At 33.5% G+C, this 16,062-nt stretch carries 13 protein-coding genes, 1 other RNA gene and 1 pseudogene; 9 read left to right on the top strand and 6 right to left on the bottom strand.

What is annotated here, in order from left to right; all coding sequences use genetic code 11:
- Positions 1-59: 59 nt before the first annotated feature.
- Together BUB80_RS05265 and BUB80_RS05260 are read right to left on the bottom strand one after the other, a co-directional pair.
- Complete coding sequence (locus tag BUB80_RS05265) at positions 60-734, bottom strand: M48 family metalloprotease (RefSeq protein WP_073291597.1); 675 nt, start codon at positions 732-734, stop codon at positions 60-62.
- Positions 727-1,218, bottom strand: a complete 492-nt coding sequence (locus BUB80_RS05260) for an RNA polymerase sigma factor (RefSeq protein ID WP_054510345.1) — start codon at positions 1,216-1,218, stop codon at positions 727-729. The genes BUB80_RS05265 and BUB80_RS05260 overlap by 8 nt, the downstream gene beginning before the upstream one ends.
- 193 nt (positions 1,219-1,411) lie before the next feature.
- Between BUB80_RS05260 and rnpB the strand changes: the two genes are divergently transcribed.
- An RNA gene (gene rnpB / locus BUB80_RS05255) (RNase P RNA component class A) lies at positions 1,412-1,735 on the top strand.
- 146 nt (positions 1,736-1,881) lie between these two features.
- Here the strand turns inward: rnpB and BUB80_RS05250 are convergent.
- Both BUB80_RS05250 and BUB80_RS05245 read right to left on the bottom strand, forming a co-directional pair.
- A complete protein-coding gene (locus tag BUB80_RS05250; RefSeq protein WP_073291596.1) occupies positions 1,882-2,754 on the bottom strand; it encodes a PPK2 family polyphosphate kinase in 873 nt (290 codons plus the stop codon).
- A 152-nt stretch (positions 2,755-2,906) separates the two neighbouring features.
- Positions 2,907-3,383: a DUF1573 domain-containing protein gene (locus BUB80_RS05245; RefSeq protein WP_073291594.1), complete on the bottom strand. Its 477-nt coding sequence runs from the start codon at positions 3,381-3,383 to the stop codon at positions 2,907-2,909.
- 128 nt (positions 3,384-3,511) lie between these two features.
- On the opposite strand from BUB80_RS05245, the gene BUB80_RS05240 reads away from it, so the two are divergent.
- The 6 genes and pseudogenes from BUB80_RS05240 to BUB80_RS05215 all read left to right on the top strand — a co-directional run bounded on the left by BUB80_RS05240 (position 3,512) and on the right by BUB80_RS05215 (position 9,748).
- Positions 3,512-6,127 (top strand): valine--tRNA ligase, encoded by a 2,616-nt coding sequence (locus BUB80_RS05240; protein WP_073291592.1) that lies wholly within the window; start codon positions 3,512-3,514, stop codon positions 6,125-6,127.
- A gap of 69 nt (positions 6,128-6,196) precedes the next feature.
- Positions 6,197-6,560: pseudogene (locus BUB80_RS05235) on the top strand (GIY-YIG nuclease family protein).
- 4 nt (positions 6,561-6,564) lie between these two features.
- Positions 6,565-7,200 (top strand): DUF4241 domain-containing protein, encoded by a 636-nt coding sequence (locus tag BUB80_RS05230; protein WP_073291590.1) that lies wholly within the window; start codon positions 6,565-6,567, stop codon positions 7,198-7,200.
- 81 nt (positions 7,201-7,281) lie between these two features.
- Positions 7,282-8,172 carry a ribokinase gene (locus BUB80_RS05225; RefSeq protein WP_073291588.1) on the top strand — a complete coding sequence of 297 codons (891 nt, stop codon included), beginning with the start codon at positions 7,282-7,284 and terminating at the stop codon, positions 8,170-8,172.
- Between the two features lie 89 nt (positions 8,173-8,261).
- A complete protein-coding gene (locus tag BUB80_RS05220) occupies positions 8,262-9,107 on the top strand; it encodes an alpha/beta hydrolase family protein (protein ID WP_073291587.1) in 846 nt (281 codons plus the stop codon).
- Entirely contained in the window at positions 9,104-9,748 is a 645-nt protein-coding gene (locus BUB80_RS05215; protein ID WP_073291585.1) for an HD domain-containing protein, read from the top strand. The genes BUB80_RS05220 and BUB80_RS05215 overlap by 4 nt, the downstream gene beginning before the upstream one ends.
- Here the strand turns inward: BUB80_RS05215 and BUB80_RS05210 are convergent.
- Positions 9,745-10,992, bottom strand: a complete 1,248-nt coding sequence (locus BUB80_RS05210) for a porin family protein (RefSeq protein WP_073291583.1) — start codon at positions 10,990-10,992, stop codon at positions 9,745-9,747. The genes BUB80_RS05215 and BUB80_RS05210 overlap by 4 nt on opposite strands.
- Positions 10,993-11,048: 56 nt before the next feature.
- Between BUB80_RS05210 and BUB80_RS05205 the strand changes: the two genes are divergently transcribed.
- Positions 11,049-11,642 (top strand): hypothetical protein, encoded by a 594-nt coding sequence (locus BUB80_RS05205; RefSeq protein ID WP_083547065.1) that lies wholly within the window; start codon positions 11,049-11,051, stop codon positions 11,640-11,642.
- 46 nt (positions 11,643-11,688) lie between these two features.
- On the opposite strand, the gene BUB80_RS05200 is transcribed toward BUB80_RS05205, so the two are convergent.
- Positions 11,689-12,579, bottom strand: a complete 891-nt coding sequence (locus BUB80_RS05200) for a DUF72 domain-containing protein (protein WP_073291581.1) — start codon at positions 12,577-12,579, stop codon at positions 11,689-11,691.
- Positions 12,580-12,786: 207 nt separating this feature from the next.
- Here BUB80_RS05200 and BUB80_RS05195 point away from each other — a divergent pair, with 207 nt between their 5' ends.
- Positions 12,787-15,972 (top strand): TonB-dependent receptor, encoded by a 3,186-nt coding sequence (locus BUB80_RS05195; protein WP_073291579.1) that lies wholly within the window; start codon positions 12,787-12,789, stop codon positions 15,970-15,972.
- Positions 15,973-16,062 lie beyond the last annotated feature (90 nt).

Raw genomic sequence — 16,062 nt, 5'->3', positions numbered from 1 at the left:
TAAGTGATTTGCTTATATAAAATTAGCAAATAAATCTTAAGATAAAGGGCTTTGAAATGTTAATTTTCCTGAGAATCGATGTCTCTAAGCTGCGTTAAATTTCTATCTAATTTTCTCATGATAATTCCGTAAACTAATCTATAATATAGCCAGATTAGTAATACGCAAAGTCCTGTACTTACCGCGGTTACAATAACAAAAATGGTTAGTGCAGAATTGGTAGGTTCTACGTTTTGTGAATTTAAAGCATAGAATATAAAGACAGTGAAAATTGAAGTAAATACCACCAATAAAAGTATACTTATCAGGATAAATGCATTCACGGTTTTCTTGAATTTAATAATTCTTGTGATGAGACCTTTAAGGTTTTCCTCAATCTTTATTTTACGGTAATTTTGGTAAAATTTATATACGAAATAAGCAGTGATTAATAAACTTAAAACTTTTATAATTAAATAAGTAATGCCAAAATTATGTTCTACTTCAGGTGTTTTTTGCGCTCCTAGTTTTTCCAGCACATTTAGAAAACCATTGGTTTCTTCTCCTTGAAAAAAGTAAAATAATCCCATTACAGAAAAGAGTAAAAACTCAAAAACACTGATCCAGAAAATATACTTCACATAGTTGCGTGATTTTCTATTCAACATCTTAAGGATCTCGTTATTGTCGTATTTCTGCTGAACAGGCTGTTCTTGCCATGTTTTCTTAAAGCTGTCTAAATCAAATTCAGGCATATTTTTCCATCTGTTCTTTAAGGGTTTTCTTTAATCTGTTCATTTTCACACGCGCATTTACTTCGGTGATCCCGAGGTTTTCTGCAATATCCTTGTAAGGCAAATCATCCAGATACATTGTAACAATTGCTCTTTCCACATTGGGAAGCGTCTTTATTACGGTGTACAAAAGGGATACCTGCTGCTGTTTATCATCCTCATCTTCGATAAAATCTCTGTGATTGATGTCTAACTCGTTAGTGGGTAAACTTTTGCTTTTTTTTCTGAAAAGGGTAATGGCTGTATTAAGAGCTACACGATACATCCAGGTAGAAATTTTAGAATTTCCTTTAAAGGAATCGTAACTTCTCCAGAGCTGTAAAACAATCTCCTGAAAAAGATCTTCTTCATCCTCCAGAGAGTTGGTATAAAGACGCGATACTTTGATAATCAAACCCTGATTATCTTTTATCAATTGCGCAAATTCTTTTTCTCTAGAGATCAAAATGGATGTATAATAATTGCACGAAGATAATAATAATAAGTCAATTGTGAATGATCAATATGAGAGTGGTGAATGATCACTTTCTTCATTCAAATTCATTTTTTCAGTAATAATTTTATTGATGCAAAAATCGTTGAATTCACAGATGAATAGATCATTAAATTATCAAATCAAAAAGCTATCTTTGCAGCCACGAGAAAATCGGCTTGTTGATTCTTATTTCGGTAAGGGTAGGAAAGTCCGGACACCATAGAGCAGCAAAGCGGATAACATCCGTCACCCGTGAGGGTAGGACAAGTGCAACAGAAAGTATGTACAGTTCGGCTGTAGTGAAACCAGGTAAACTCTTTGCGGTGCAATGGTAAGTATATCGGTTCTTTCCAGCAATGGAAATAGGAGCGGCTCGCTCTGAAAACCGAGGGGTAATCAGCTCAAGTTTTACAGCAATGTACGACGTAGATAAATAACAGGCACTTCTTCGGAAGTACAAAATCCGGCTTATAGATTTTCTCGTGATTTTTTAAAGTTCTATCTTTAAAATTCAACGTTTCTAGTTTTGAATTTGATTTTTAATTATAAATAAGAAATGCTTCGACTTCGTTTAGCATGACATCACTAAAAAGTAACGTCATAATGCTAAGGGAAGTCGAAGCATCTTAAATATTATTTTTCGTTCTCCAATTGCTTTTTAGCATCTTTCAAGCCTTGGCTGTCTTTCTCAGAAAGTTGTGGGAATTTCAGATCCATTTTTTCTAGTGTATCAATAATGATTTGTATAGCAGCAGCTCTAGCAAACCATTTATTATCTGCAGGAAGTACGTACCATGGAGCATCTTTTTTATTGGTTTCGTTAATCGCCGTTTCATAATGTTCCATATATTTATCAAACAAAGCTCTTTCGGGAAGATCAGCGCTAGAGAATTTCCAGTTTTTTTCAGGTTCGTTGATTCTGTCTAAGAGTCTTTTCTTTTGTTCTCCTTTAGAAACATTTAAAAATATTTTTACGATGGTTGTACCATTTTGGGCAAGATGCTTTTCGAAATTTCTAATACTTTCATATCTGTTCTCCCAAAATTTATCATCGAAATCTTTCACAGAATCCCATGTTTTTTCACTCAAATTGTATTCAGGATGAACCTTACATACCAGAACACTTTCATAATGAGAACGGTTAAAAATCCCGATCATTCCTTTTTGAGGAAGTGCCAAATAATGTCTCCATAAGAAATCATGGGAATACTCTTTTGAGCTTGGAGTTTTAAAACTGGTTACATTGCATCCCTGTGGATTTACGCCACCGAAAACGTGTTCAATTAAGCTGTCTTTTCCTGCTGCATCCATTGCCTGAAGAACAACCAGAAGAGATTTACTTCCGTCGGCATATAATTTTTCCTGAAGGTCACGAAGTTTTTCTTTTTCCTGTATTAATAATTGGGTGCCTTCATCTTTAGTAAGTTTTCCTTTATATTCTGTTGAAGTTTTTTTGATTGAAAATTTTCCTTGTACTAAGAAATCATCTGAGAAATTGGTGTCCATATAGTAATAATTGTTATTTGATTAAAAGATTAAAATTAAACAGTCAGCATTAGTTCATTGACTAAAAATAATTAATCATCAACTAACCCTAACATAAATATAATAAAAAAACCGCCTCGATGGAGACGGTTCTTATTTTTTTTGAGTAGAGCTTACTTTGCAGCAGCTACTTTTTTTGCAGCTTTAGCAGCTTTCTTAGCAGCTTTAGCATCTACAGGTGCAGCCGGAGCAACAACTGCAGCCGCAACAACTTCTGCTGGTGCGTTAGCGTCTACATTTCCTTTAATATAAATTACACTTCTGCTGTTTGCAGGGTCATTAGAGAAAACTTCAATCATTTTGTTGAATCCTCCATTAAGCGTTGTGTTGTATCCAACTTTAATTTTAGCAGATTTCCCAGGCATAATAGGGTCAGTGCTGAAATCTGGAGTTGTACATCCACAAGAAGCTTTTACATTCGAAAGAACTAGAGGCTTATCACCAGTGTTCGTTACAGTAAAGAATCTAATACCGTCAGATCCTGGCTTTACATTACCATAGTCAAAAGTAGTTTTATCAAAAGTGATAGTCTGTGCAGATGCAATAGCAAATGTTCCAAATAGTGCAATTCCTGCAATTAATTTTTTCATATTCTTGAATGTTAACTTATAAGTTAGATAAATTTTGAGAAACAAAGTTAAAAATTATTTTAATTCATACTCAAAATTTTTTTTCTTTAGACTATTTTTGCAAATTGTAAGCTAAAGAAATAGAATTTATGCAGATTTCAGAAAAGTATAATCCACAAGAGACAGAACAAAAATGGTATAGCTACTGGTTGGAAAATAAATACTTCCACTCAGAGCCTAATGAAAAACCACCATATACTATTGTAATTCCTCCGCCAAACGTTACGGGGATCTTACACATGGGGCATATGTTGAATAATACCATTCAGGATGTTCTGGTCCGCCGTGCAAGAATGCAGGGCTTTAATGCTTGCTGGGTTCCGGGAACAGATCACGCTTCAATTGCTACTGAAGCGAAGGTTGTTGCTAAACTGAAATCAGAAGGAATTAATAAATCAGACATTACCCGTGAAGAGTTCTTGAAACATGCGTGGGAGTGGACAGATAAATACGGAGGAACAATCCTTGATCAGTTAAAAAAACTGGGATGTTCTTGTGATTGGGACAGAACCCGTTTTACGTTGGAAGATAAAATGTCTGAGCAGGTTATCAAAAGTTTTGTTGATCTTTATAATAAAGGACTTATTTATAGAGGCTACAGAATGGTAAACTGGGATCCGGAAGCGAAGACCAATATTTCTGATGAAGAAGTGATTTTTAAAGAACAAAACGGAAAACTATATTACCTTAAATATAAAATTGAAGGGACAGAAGAATTCCTTTCGGTAGCTACAACGCGTCCTGAAACGATTTTTGGTGATACTGCCGTTTGTATCAATCCTAATGATGAGCGATATGCTCATTTAAAAGGTAAAAATGTAATTGTACCGATTGTTAACAGAGTAATTCCGATTATTGAGGATGATTATGTTGATATTGAATTCGGAACAGGTGCTTTAAAAATTACGCCTGCCCACGATATCAATGACTATGAAATTGGTAAAAAGCATCAGTTGAAAATGATTGATTCTCTTGACGATGATGGAAACTTAAATGAGCATGGTTTACATTACGCAGGAAAAAACAGATTTGACGTAAGAAAGCAAATTGCTAAAGAATTAGAAGAAAATGGTCTTTTGTTAAAAGCAGAAGATTATGTAAATAAAGTAGGAACTTCTGAAAGAACGGGAGCGGTTATCGAGCCTAAGGTTTCAGTTCAATGGTTCTTGAAAATGGAAAATATTGCGAAACCAGCTTTGGATGTCGTAATGGATGATGAGGTGAAATTTTATCCTGAAAAGTTTAAAAATACCTACAAACACTGGATGGAAAACATCCGTGACTGGAATATCTCTCGTCAGCTTTGGTGGGGACAGCAAATTCCTGCATTCTTTTATGGAACAGGAGAAGAAGATTTTGTAGTAGCTGAAAATCTTGATGATGCTTTAGTGTTAGCGAAACAAAAAACAGGCAACGATCAATTAACAATCGGCGACTTAAAACAAGATCAGGATGCTCTTGATACTTGGTTCTCATCTTGGTTGTGGCCAATGTCAGTTTTCAATGGTCTGCTAGATCCTGAAAATGAAGAAATCAAGTATTACTATCCGACTTCAGATTTGGTAACAGGTCCGGATATTATTTTCTTCTGGGTAGCAAGAATGATCATGTCCGGATTAGAATATAGAAAAGAAGTTCCGTTCAAGAATGTTTATTTTACAGGAATTGTAAGAGATAAGCAGAGAAGAAAGATGTCTAAGCAATTAGGAAACTCGCCGGATCCATTAGATTTGATTTCTAAATATGGTGCGGATGGAGTTCGTGTAGGAAGCTTATTAAGTGCACCTGCAGGGAACGATTTATTGTTTGATGAAGAGTTGATGGTTCAGGGAAGAAACTTTATGACAAAAATCTGGAGTGCATTCCGTTTGATCAACATGTGGAACCACGAAGATAAACCCGCGAATGTTGCCGACAAACAAGCTATTGAGTGGTTTGATAATAAACTGAACAAAACAATTTTAGAGATTGATCAGCAATTCGAGAAATTCAGAATTTCTGATGCATTGCATCTGATCTATAAATTAATTTGGGATGATTTTTGCGGTTGGTATCTGGAAGCAATTAAACCTAGCTATGGAGAAGGTATTTCTAAAGAAGTATATGACAGAACGGTTATCTTCTTTGAAGAATTAATGAAGCTTTTACATCCGTTTATGCCATTCCAATCAGAGGAAATTTGGCAATTGATCTCGGAAAGAAGTGTTGATGAAGCGTTGGTTATTGCTCAACAGAAAAAAGCAGGAGAATTTAATGAAACAATCATTAAAAACTTTGAAACGGCTGAAGATATTATTTCCGGAGTAAGAAATTATCGCCAGACAAAAGGTATTTCGCCAAAAGAAGCGGTAGAAATATATACAGGTGCAAGCGAATTTGAAAATGAAGCGGTTATTAGAAAGTTAGCGAATGTTTCTGATATTCACTTTGGTGAAAAAACAGATAAGCCAAGCTTTACATTCTTAATCGGATCTACGGAAATTTCAATTCCTTTAAGTGAAAACTTAGATTTAGGGGAAGAGAAAATCAAAACAGAAGAAGAAATAAAGTATCTAAAAGGTTTCTTAATTTCTGTTGATAAAAAGCTTTCTAACGAAAAGTTTGTTGCTAATGCAAAACCTGAAGTAGTAGACAGTGAGCGTAAGAAACAAAAAGATGCGCAAGATAAAATTGCAATTCTGGAAGAGAAACTGAAAAGTTTATAATATTAAAATAAAACAGTAATTTGTCGGGATGTCAGGCTGAGCGGAGTCGAAGCCTTTTTAAAATAAAAAGTGAAACAATATTTCGTATATATTTTAAGATGTTCCAATAATTCTTACTATACAGGGGTTACCAATGATATTGAAGTTAGATTTTCTCAACATCAATAAGGTAAGTTCCCTGAAAGTTATACTCATAAAAGAAGACCGGTTAAACTAGTCTTCTTTTGTGGATTTAATGATATATTTCAAGCGATAGCGTTTGAAAAACAAGTTAAAAGGTTGGAGTAGAAAGAAAAAAGAAGCAATTATAAATAATAATTGGGATAAATTAAGTCAATTATCCATTTGTCAAAATAGAAGTAATGCTGATAATTTTGAGAAAGATAAAGGCTTCGACTCCGCTCAACCTGACACTGAAAATAATTGTACATAAAAAAATGACACATATAGAAAACATACAGAAACTATTCTCAAAAGACTTTGTAGAAAGTCCGTTATTGGAAAGTTTTGAAGTTGGGAAGATCTATCTTTCCAGTGGAAAATTGGTTGCTTGTGATCCTTTGATTACGAATGATATGAAACCTTTTTCTACAGAATTTCCAAAAGGAGATTTTTCTGTTTTATTGCATAAAGAAAGAGAAAGTAATTGTGTAGCGTATGCTGAAATTATTTTCAGTAAATCTGCAATCACCAAATGGGAATTAGCGACTACAGCTGATCAAAATGTAAAAGACCTGGAAGAAGGGGAGGTTTACGGATATCCTGTTGAAAGCGGAATGGGCTGCTTCATGGATGTAGATACACAGCAAAGTTTGAACGATCTGGAGCAAAGTTTATATAAAAGTAAAGGCGTTGATTTTCAAGGGATTTATGAAGAGTTTTTCCATGAATATTTCTTTGATGAAAATGGAGCAATTGATCAATATGCATTTTTAAAGCCTTCAGAAGAGCATCCTGGAACTATTTTTGGTTTTGAAACTGGATATGGTGAAGGTTTTTATGCAAGCTATATTGGGTATGATGCAAATAAAGAGCCTGTAAAAATTGTTACAGAATTTATAGAAATTAGTTAATTAACGTTAATTATTTTTGAAACAAAGCTTCTTTATTCTAAATTACCATAAAACAAAATTAAAACTAAGACAAAACACACAATGAATTTTTCCTCAGAACAACCCAAAATTATAGTGGTAGGCAGTTCGTCTATTGACTTACTTCTAGAAACCGAAAAAATACCCTGTCCCAATGAAACTGTTTTGGCTACCAATTCTGATAGTTATTTCGGAGGTAAAGGGGCTAATCAGGCTGTAGGAACGGCAAGGTTGGGGGCTAGTGTTTATTTTGTAGGCTGCGTGGGTATGGACCCGTTGGGTCAGCAAATCATGAGAAATCTCGTAAGTGAAAATGTAAATGTAGGATTTGTTTATGAAACAGATAGACAATCAACAGGAACAGCTTACGTAACCTCTTCAGGAGGAGATGCTGCTATCGTTGTGGTTCCGGCTGCAAATAAATGTTTGAGTATTGAACATATTGAGGCGGCTGATAAATATTTCCATACGGTTGATCTTGTTCTTGTTCAGCTGGAAGTTTCTCTGGAGGTGGTAGAATACACCATTAGAAAAGCGAAAAAATATGGTAAAAAAGTAGGTTTGTATGCATCCCCAGCAATGAGGATGAGTGATGAATTGTTGGAAACTATAGATTTTGTAGTTGCTAAAAGTAGTGATTTACACATTATTTTTGGAGAAGACCAACGAGAAGATATTCTTAAGAAATATTTTAATAAAGTTTTTGTGAGAGATGATACCAATTCTACCATTTATTTTGATGGAACAGAAATGAAGTATTATAGAAATGATAAAGATAAAACCGTTTATAAGATGGGAATGGGAGATGCATTTACTTCAGGATTTGCCATTGCATTATGCCACGGTAATTCTATTGAAGAATGTGTGAAATTCGGAAATGAAGTTTCTTCAAAAATTTCAGGATCGAAAGGTTCGCAAAGCGGATTGCCCAGAGTTTCAGATTTCTTTTCTTAAAGCTATTTATTACATATCGAAAACTAAAAAGATAGTATAAAAATATTAATTAAATTTCCACTTTTATAGTGGATTTTTTCTTTTAACCTATGGAGAAGTTAGTTCTTACGACCCAAGATCATATTGCTATCACGGCACATCTTTTTTTGCCTGAAAAAAGCAATGGCAAATTTTTACTTATTAATTCTGCAACAGGGGTTCGGCAACATATTTATTTTTCTTTTGCGCAGTTTTTCTCGGATAAAGGATTTACGGTTATTACTTATGATTATCGCGGAATCGGACTTTCAAAACCTAACAATATGAAAGGCTTTAAAGCATCCATGAGAATATGGGGTTCTGAAGATTATAAAACGCTGACAACCTATATTAAAACCAGATTCTCAGACTATGAAAAGTATTGTTTAGGACATTCGGTTGGGGCTTTGATCCTAGGAATGAACAAAGATTCTGAAATGTTTAAAGAACTTATTTTTGTAGGAACTCAAAATGCTTTTGTTGGAAATTTAAAATTCAGGACTAAAATTGAAGCCTATCTCGGTTTCGGAATTGCCCAACCTGTAACCACCACTTTATTAGGATATTTCCCTGCAAATTGGTTTGGACTTGGAGAAAGTCTTCCAAAAAATTGCGCTTATGACTGGAGAACCTTAATTTTGAATAAGAAATCAACCAATGGTTTATTGGAGAAAATTGATGATTTCTCTAAGGAATTAACACAAAAAGTATTTGTCATTCGTGCCGAAGATGATGTATGGTTAACGGAAAAAGGGGTGAGAAGTCTTTTGAATGATACCTATCCCAATCTTAAACCTACCTACAGATTAGTTCGGGTTTCTGAATCTGAAAAAAGAGAAATAGGGCACATTAATTTCTTCAGAAGCTTTAATAAAAAGCTTTGGAATATTATTTTAAATGAATTACTAGATAAATGAAAAATATAATTGATAACACAGTAGAATTTGTAAAGCAAAAACTGGAAGGAGCAGAAGCTGGTCACGATTGGTTCCATATTGAAAGAGTTTGGAAACTTTCAAAAAAAATAGCTGAGGATGAAGAATGTAATCATGATGTGGTAGAGTTGTCGGCATTGTTGCATGATATTGCTGATCCTAAATTTCATAACGGGGACGAAACATTAGCTTTAAAAGTGTCCCGTGAGTTTTTAGAAAGTCAAGATACACCTGAAGATGTTATAGAACAGGTTTTATTTGTGATCAAAAATATTTCATTTAAAAATAGAAGTGAAGTTCCACAAAACCTTCCGATTGAGCTTAAAATAGTTCAGGATGCAGACCGTATTGATGCAATTGGTGCGATTGGAATTGGAAGAACATTCAATTTTGGAGGTTTTAAAAATAACCTGATGTACCATCCGGATATCAAGCCTCAACTGAATATGTCTAAAGACGAATATAAAAAATCTAACGGAACAACAATCAATCATTTTTACGAGAAATTGTTGCTTTTAAAAGATTTAATGAATACGGAAAAAGGAAAAAAAATAGCCGAGGAAAGACATGATTTTATGCTGCTTTTCCTCGACCAGTTTTATAAAGAATGGAATGTAGATTAGAAGATATTATATCCTAAAATTATTGATGAATAGCTTATCTTAGCACTCCTTGACAAAGAATTTTCAATTATTTCATTGGAAGTATTGTATTGAAGTTCTACAGTATACTTATTATTGTAAGTGTATCCAGCCCCTATTGAAAAGCTTTTGCCAACCTGAGAAGACGCTAGCCTTGGATTATCAAAAACAGAACCATTATAATCAAGATCTATACTTTTTGCTTTGCCTGATTTTAATCTTAAAACATTAAGTTGGGCATTTATAAAAAATTTAGACTTTTCATTAAGAAACATATAATGTCTTATTCCTATGGGCAGATTAATAAAAGAATAACTATCCATGCTTATATTGTAAAGTTTATCAGATGCAGATTGGCTGATTTTGCCATTTGAATAAAATGAATAGGTTGGTTCAAATAATACCGCCCATTTGTTTCTGTTGAATGGAAGTACTACTTCAGCCTCTATTCCAATTCTGAAATTAGTCCTCGATTCGAAGCTCTGAGTGCCAAGCATATTTTGAACGTCCACTTTAGAATAAAAATTAACACCAGGTCTTATACTTAGATTGAATTTTGTTTTATTTTTATCAGATAGAACTGTATTATCTAAAGTTACTATATCTAATGATTTACCATTATAAGCTATAAAGAGCTTTTTAAGGTTACTTACTGTGTATTTAGCTGTAGAGATAGAAGATTGAATTTTAGGATCATCGGAGAAAAGTTTCTTTAATTCACTAATATATTGCTCATTTGTTGCAATTTTCATGTTATTGCCGGCAAGATAGTATTTTTTATATGTTAGAGGTTTGATATCTGAATCTTTAATAGTTTCAGAGTAAAAATACCTTGTCATATTATTTCCTTTATATGAATATAAATTTTTATTACCTGAAGTAATCTCTTTTAAAAAGATTGTACTTTCTTTAAATTCAGGTTCAGATTGATAAGACAGCAAAGATATGTCTTCAGATGAATAATCCATAGGGCCATTATACACAACATATTTATTGTAATTATATACTGCAAATTCTTTTACGTTTGTGGCTGTAGCTATTGTTTCCTTAGAATTTTCATTGATTTTATAAGTGAACTCATTAGGGCTATTTATCCAATCAATATTTTTAATTAATACTTCTTTTTTTTCACCATCATTTGTTATTATATAGCCTTTCTCAAATTTAACTTGTGCATTAATAAAGGCAGCAAAAAATAAGAAGATAATTAAAGTGGTTTGTCTCATAGTTATAGTTTTTTAAATTGAGGCCAAAAGTATTGATAAAAAAGTATCTTTGCAACATGGGATTAGTCATTTTTATTATTTTCTTAGCTTCCATTTTTTCTCTTATTTTGTCAAAAGTAAAAAAGGGAAGGGGCGCCGAGTGGGCTAAGATATTCCGTGTTTTTACCATTGTATTTTCAATCTCAATTTTTACATATTGGTTTATTAAGAAAAGTACGGTGGGGATTGTGAAAGATTCATTGTCTCTACAGGTTATTAATAAACTTCCTCAGACATTGGATTTTTACGTGATCAATAATTACGATGATAATAATGATGGAATCTTAGAAGCGAAACATATTGGAAAGATCCGCCCGGAATATTACAGGATTGAGCATCTTAAAATGGATAAATCTGATGAATACTGGATCGTAGGATATTTAGGAAAAAAGAACTTGGTCTACTTCTCTCAACATTCTGTTCCAAATAAAAATATGGACCAGATCATTGAAATTAGGAATTATATTAACCAAAGTGTAAAGCTTTCCGAGATCGCTGAGAAACAGGTTGAAGCTTATAATTATGAGAATGTAAAATTGGGAATTTGGGTAACGCTGGATTTTCTATTGCTTTTCCTTAATTTGGTACTTCTGCTTAGAAAAAGACAGTGAAAAATATAAGAATCCCCTATTAATATAATTAATAGGGGATTTTATTTTAAAATAGGGTAGCGGTAGTTTCCGTTGCCATTTTAGGGATTTGAAGATTGGTTTTCCATTCTTCATTGAGTTTATTGATGAAATAAGCAGATAATAAAGGAGATGCTTTTTCAATATTTTGATGTACAAAAAAGTATAAATTTTGAAGACCTTCTTTCTTCCATTTCGTAAGATGTTTCATCCAGTCGTCTAGTCTTGCATAATCACTTTCAGCGTTAGCTCCTACATATCTTATGAATGCGTTAGGCGTTGTGAGACGCATATGAAGCATATCTCTTCTGCCTGCTGTATCTACAATGATATTGGTGATATGATGTGCTTCAAAAAGCTCACAAGTGGTATTGAAGATTTCTTCATCCGTAAACCATTCAGTATTTCTTAATTCAATGGCTAAAGGAACTTCCTTAGGCCATTCTTTTACAAATTTTTCTAATCTGTCGTAATCTTTAGGTTTAAAATTATCGTGAAGTTGTAGAAAAACCATTCCTAATTTTTCGTTGAAGTTCATCACGGAAGTTGCAAAATTAGTGACAGGATCTGTAACGTCAATCAATCTTCTGAAATGCGAAACAGTGTTGGTTATTTTTGGGAAAAATTTAAAGTTTTCTGGTGTTTTGTCTTTCCAGGTAATGACCTGCTCCGGAGTAGGCATTCCATAAAAGGTAGCATTTAATTCTATCGAATTAAATTGTGTTCCATAATAAGTTAACTCATCTTTAGTTCCTTTTGGATAAAATCCTTTAAGATCTGTTTTATTCCATTTTGCACATCCAATAGAAATATTTTCTAAACCTTTTTTGTTTTGACTTAAAATTTCCTTGGTTCTGGGGTGATCTTTTGGTAATGTGAAATCTATTTTAGAAGGATCTTCTACTTGTCCGAATTTCATATAAAGTGTATTTAGTTTTTAAAATTAAGAATTTTTTTTTCAATGATTGTTACACTGCTGAAACAAATTGATATAAATTAAACTAATAATCCTATTAAGTTTTTTTTAAGGAAATGTTAAAGATTAGGTCACATAATGTTAACTGTATGTTACCATACTTGATCTTTTTGCGATATAATTTTGCTCCAGAAAATAGAAGTAAAAAATATGAAGAAAAAAATTATCTGTGCTTTTGCTTTATTGTCCTTTGGGTTTGCATTTTCACAGGAGACCAGTTCTAAAATTTTTGGACGGTTAAAAGGGATAACCTCTGAAGTTACTGTGAAAGTAGTGCATGTACCTACGAACAGTACTTTTGAAACGAAAAGCAACAGTAAAGGGCAGTTCAGCTTAGATAATTTGCAGCCAGGAGGTCCTTATACAATAGAAGTTTCGGACGGTTCGCAGGTCATTTATTCTACAACCAATATACAACTTTCGTTGGGTAATAATGATTTACCGGTAGTGGAAGTTAATAACAGAGAAAAGGTAATTGATGAGGTAAAACTTACTTCTAAAAGAACCATTGTAAAAAACGGAGTAGGAATCAGCCAGGCACAGATTGCTGGGCTCCCCAATATCAATAGAGGAATTCAGGATGTGACGAAACTCGTTCCACAGAGTGCGAATAACTCTTTCAACGGAACCAACTTCCGTTATAACAACGTTACTATTGACGGATCTATTAATAATGATGCAATTGGTTTTAGCCCATCTTTAGGAGGACAAACGGGAACATCAGGAATGCCGGGAAGTAGTACGCGTTCTAATTCCATCAGCTTAGATGCTATTCAGGATGTGCAAGTTTATATTGCTCCTTATGATGTAAAGCTGGGGAATTTCCTAGGAGGAAGTATTAATGCAGTAACGCGAAGCGGAAGTAATGATATTACCGGATCTTTGTATACATACGGAAGAAATGCTTCTATTACAGGAAACAACAGAATTGGTGATAATTCAAAAATGCCAAGCTCTTTTGAAGATTTTATTTTTGGGGGAAGAGTAGGCTTACCTGTTGTAAAAGATAAAGTATTCTTATTTACCAATTTAGAATATACGAAAAGAACAGATCCTGTTTTCTATAATGCGAATGATCCTAATGCATTGGTGAATGATGCGGTGGCTCAGCAGATTTCTGATTTTGTTCGTAATAAATATAATTTCAATGTAGGAAGCTTCAATCAATATAATAATTTCTCAGAAAGCTCTAAGCTTTTTAATAAATTAGATTGGAAGATTAATGATAAGCATACGCTATCCATTAAAAATAATACGGTATTCTCACAAGCTTCAAATCTTGAAAGGGATGGAGCGAATTTCAGATTCTCTAGCATGGATTACATTCAGAAGAATACTTCTTCTTCTACCACGTTGGAATTGAAAAGTCGTTTTAATGATAAATGGAGTAATAATTTAATATTAGGATATTCTTCTATACATGATTATAGAGATCCTACTTCTTCCAATGCCATGTTCCCGCAAGTGGAAATTGCTTATAACGGAGGAACTATTTTATTAGGAAATGATAGAGAGGCGACTGTTTTTAACATGAAGCAGAAGACTTTTGAGATCACCGATAATTTGACGTACAAAAAAGGAATTCATACATTCTTATTAGGAACGCATAATGAATTGTATAATATAGATTATGGTTTCGTAAACGCGCTTAACGGAAGAATTTCTTATAAGAGTTTAAATGATTTCTATAACGCTAACCCTTCAAGAATAAGAGGTACATATCCATTCAATGGAGATAGTAGAGAGACCATCTTTAATAATCCTTATGCTTCTTATAAAGTTAATCTTCTTTCATTATATTTTCAGGATGAGATTAATTTAGGAAGAGTGAGATTATCACCGGGAGTAAGAGTAGATTACACGGATTTACCTAATAAACCTAATTTAAGTCCAAAGGTTACCAATTCTCCTCAAGATCCTAATTATGGAAATACATATACATATACGCCACTAGATCAACTTACCAATAACTATCTTAATAAACCTACTTTGTCTCCGAGACTTGGCTTTACTTGGGATGTTACCGAAGATAGATCAGTTGTATTAAGGGGAGGTTCCGGTATTTTCGTGGGAAGAATTCCTTTTGCATGGCTAGGGTATGCTTATTATAATGATGGTGTAGGTTTTGGAAGTTATGATTATAATTCACCTACAGCAGCTCAGTTGGCGGCTAATGGAGATCCTTTGGTGAGTGGTAATTTCCCGAAATGGCAAAATTCTTCTAAAGTTCAGGTAGATTTAATTGATAATAACTTTAAAATGCCAAGAGTGTGGAGAAGTTCATTGGCTGTTGACTACAGTGTTTCTGGGTATAAATTGACATTAGAGGGTATCTATACAAAAGTATTATACGATCTACAATTCCAACAAGTGAACAAAACAGATAATGTGACGTATTACAGCTATGATACGAATCATGAAATGCCGATTTACAGTGGTAACATCAACAGTAATTTTTCCAATGCTTATCTTTTATCCAATACGAAACAAGGTTACCGATATAACTTAACGGCTCAGCTTTCTAAAGCATATAATTTCGGATTTAATTTCTTCGTTGCCTATACGTATGGTGATGCAAAGGATATTACCAACGGAATCAGAAACTCTATGGAAAGTAACTGGCAAATGAATCAGTCTCTAACGCCAAATAATCCACAGCTTACGACTTCTAACTTTGCTATCAAAAACAGGGTAGTGGCGAATCTTGGATATTCTCTTAATCTTTCACCATCCAACAGATTATCTGCTAACGTATATTTCAATGCGCAGTCTGGAAATCCTTTTTCTTGGGGATTTATAAACAGTACGATTGCTAATACGGGGCAGGCTGCCGGACTTTCTTACATTTTCAAGGATGCTACTGAAGCTGCTAAATATATCGTTGCTATAAAAGATGCTGCCGGAAATGTTTTAGTTTCTGCGCAACAGCAAATTGCAGATTATGAAAAATTTGTTGACAATAACAAATATCTGAGTTCTCGAAGAGGAAAGTTTACAGAAAGAAATGGCGATGTGACTCCATGGAATATACAAGCTGACTTTAAAATTATGGATGAAATAAGATTGAGCCCGAAATCTAAAAATACCATACAGATTTCATTAAGTATCATCAATCTTACTAATCTATTAAATAAAAACTGGGGTAAAGTGTATTTTGTACCTAATACCTTTAACTCTACAGCTAGTGTAGGATTAACAAAAGTAGGAAACGTTGCTGCAGGACAACCTTCAGCTGGTGATCCAACATATAACTTTACAACTCCTGGGTTGCCTTATACTATTGATCAGTTTGCATCAAGATTCCAGGCTCAGTTAGGATTGAGATATAATTTTTAATTTTTATTTTACTATATATTCTTTCAATAGTCCAGAAATTTATTTCTGGGCTTTTTTTTGTTATATTAATTAAAAATAAGTTCTCTATTC

It is taken from the genome of Chryseobacterium polytrichastri, from assembly GCF_900142445.1.
Taxonomy (GTDB): domain Bacteria; phylum Bacteroidota; class Bacteroidia; order Flavobacteriales; family Weeksellaceae; genus Chryseobacterium; species Chryseobacterium polytrichastri.
The sequence above is the reverse complement of the archived record's forward strand: the minus strand, read 5'-3'. Positions and strand labels throughout refer to the sequence as shown.

Bases quoted from the DNA above. Each gene is read 5' to 3' on its own strand.
- BUB80_RS05240 (WP_073291592.1), top strand. From the start codon at position 3,512: ATGCAGATTTCAGAAAAGTATAATCCACAAGAGACAGAACAAAAATGG.
- BUB80_RS05250 (WP_073291596.1), bottom strand. From the start codon at position 2,754: ATGGACACCAATTTCTCAGATGATTTCTTAGTACAAGGAAAATTTTCA.
- BUB80_RS05215 (WP_073291585.1), top strand. From the start codon at position 9,104: ATGAAAAATATAATTGATAACACAGTAGAATTTGTAAAGCAAAAACTG.
- BUB80_RS05200 (WP_073291581.1), bottom strand. From the start codon at position 12,579: ATGAAATTCGGACAAGTAGAAGATCCTTCTAAAATAGATTTCACATTA.
- BUB80_RS05195 (WP_073291579.1), top strand. From the start codon at position 12,787: ATGAAGAAAAAAATTATCTGTGCTTTTGCTTTATTGTCCTTTGGGTTT.
- BUB80_RS05245 (WP_073291594.1), bottom strand. From the start codon at position 3,383: ATGAAAAAATTAATTGCAGGAATTGCACTATTTGGAACATTTGCTATT.
- BUB80_RS05220 (WP_073291587.1), top strand. From the start codon at position 8,262: ATGGAGAAGTTAGTTCTTACGACCCAAGATCATATTGCTATCACGGCA.
- BUB80_RS05265 (WP_073291597.1), bottom strand. From the start codon at position 734: ATGCCTGAATTTGATTTAGACAGCTTTAAGAAAACATGGCAAGAACAG.
- BUB80_RS05225 (WP_073291588.1), top strand. From the start codon at position 7,282: ATGAATTTTTCCTCAGAACAACCCAAAATTATAGTGGTAGGCAGTTCG.
- BUB80_RS05230 (WP_073291590.1), top strand. From the start codon at position 6,565: ATGACACATATAGAAAACATACAGAAACTATTCTCAAAAGACTTTGTA.
- BUB80_RS05205 (WP_083547065.1), top strand. From the start codon at position 11,049: ATGGGATTAGTCATTTTTATTATTTTCTTAGCTTCCATTTTTTCTCTT.
- BUB80_RS05210 (WP_073291583.1), bottom strand. From the start codon at position 10,992: ATGAGACAAACCACTTTAATTATCTTCTTATTTTTTGCTGCCTTTATT.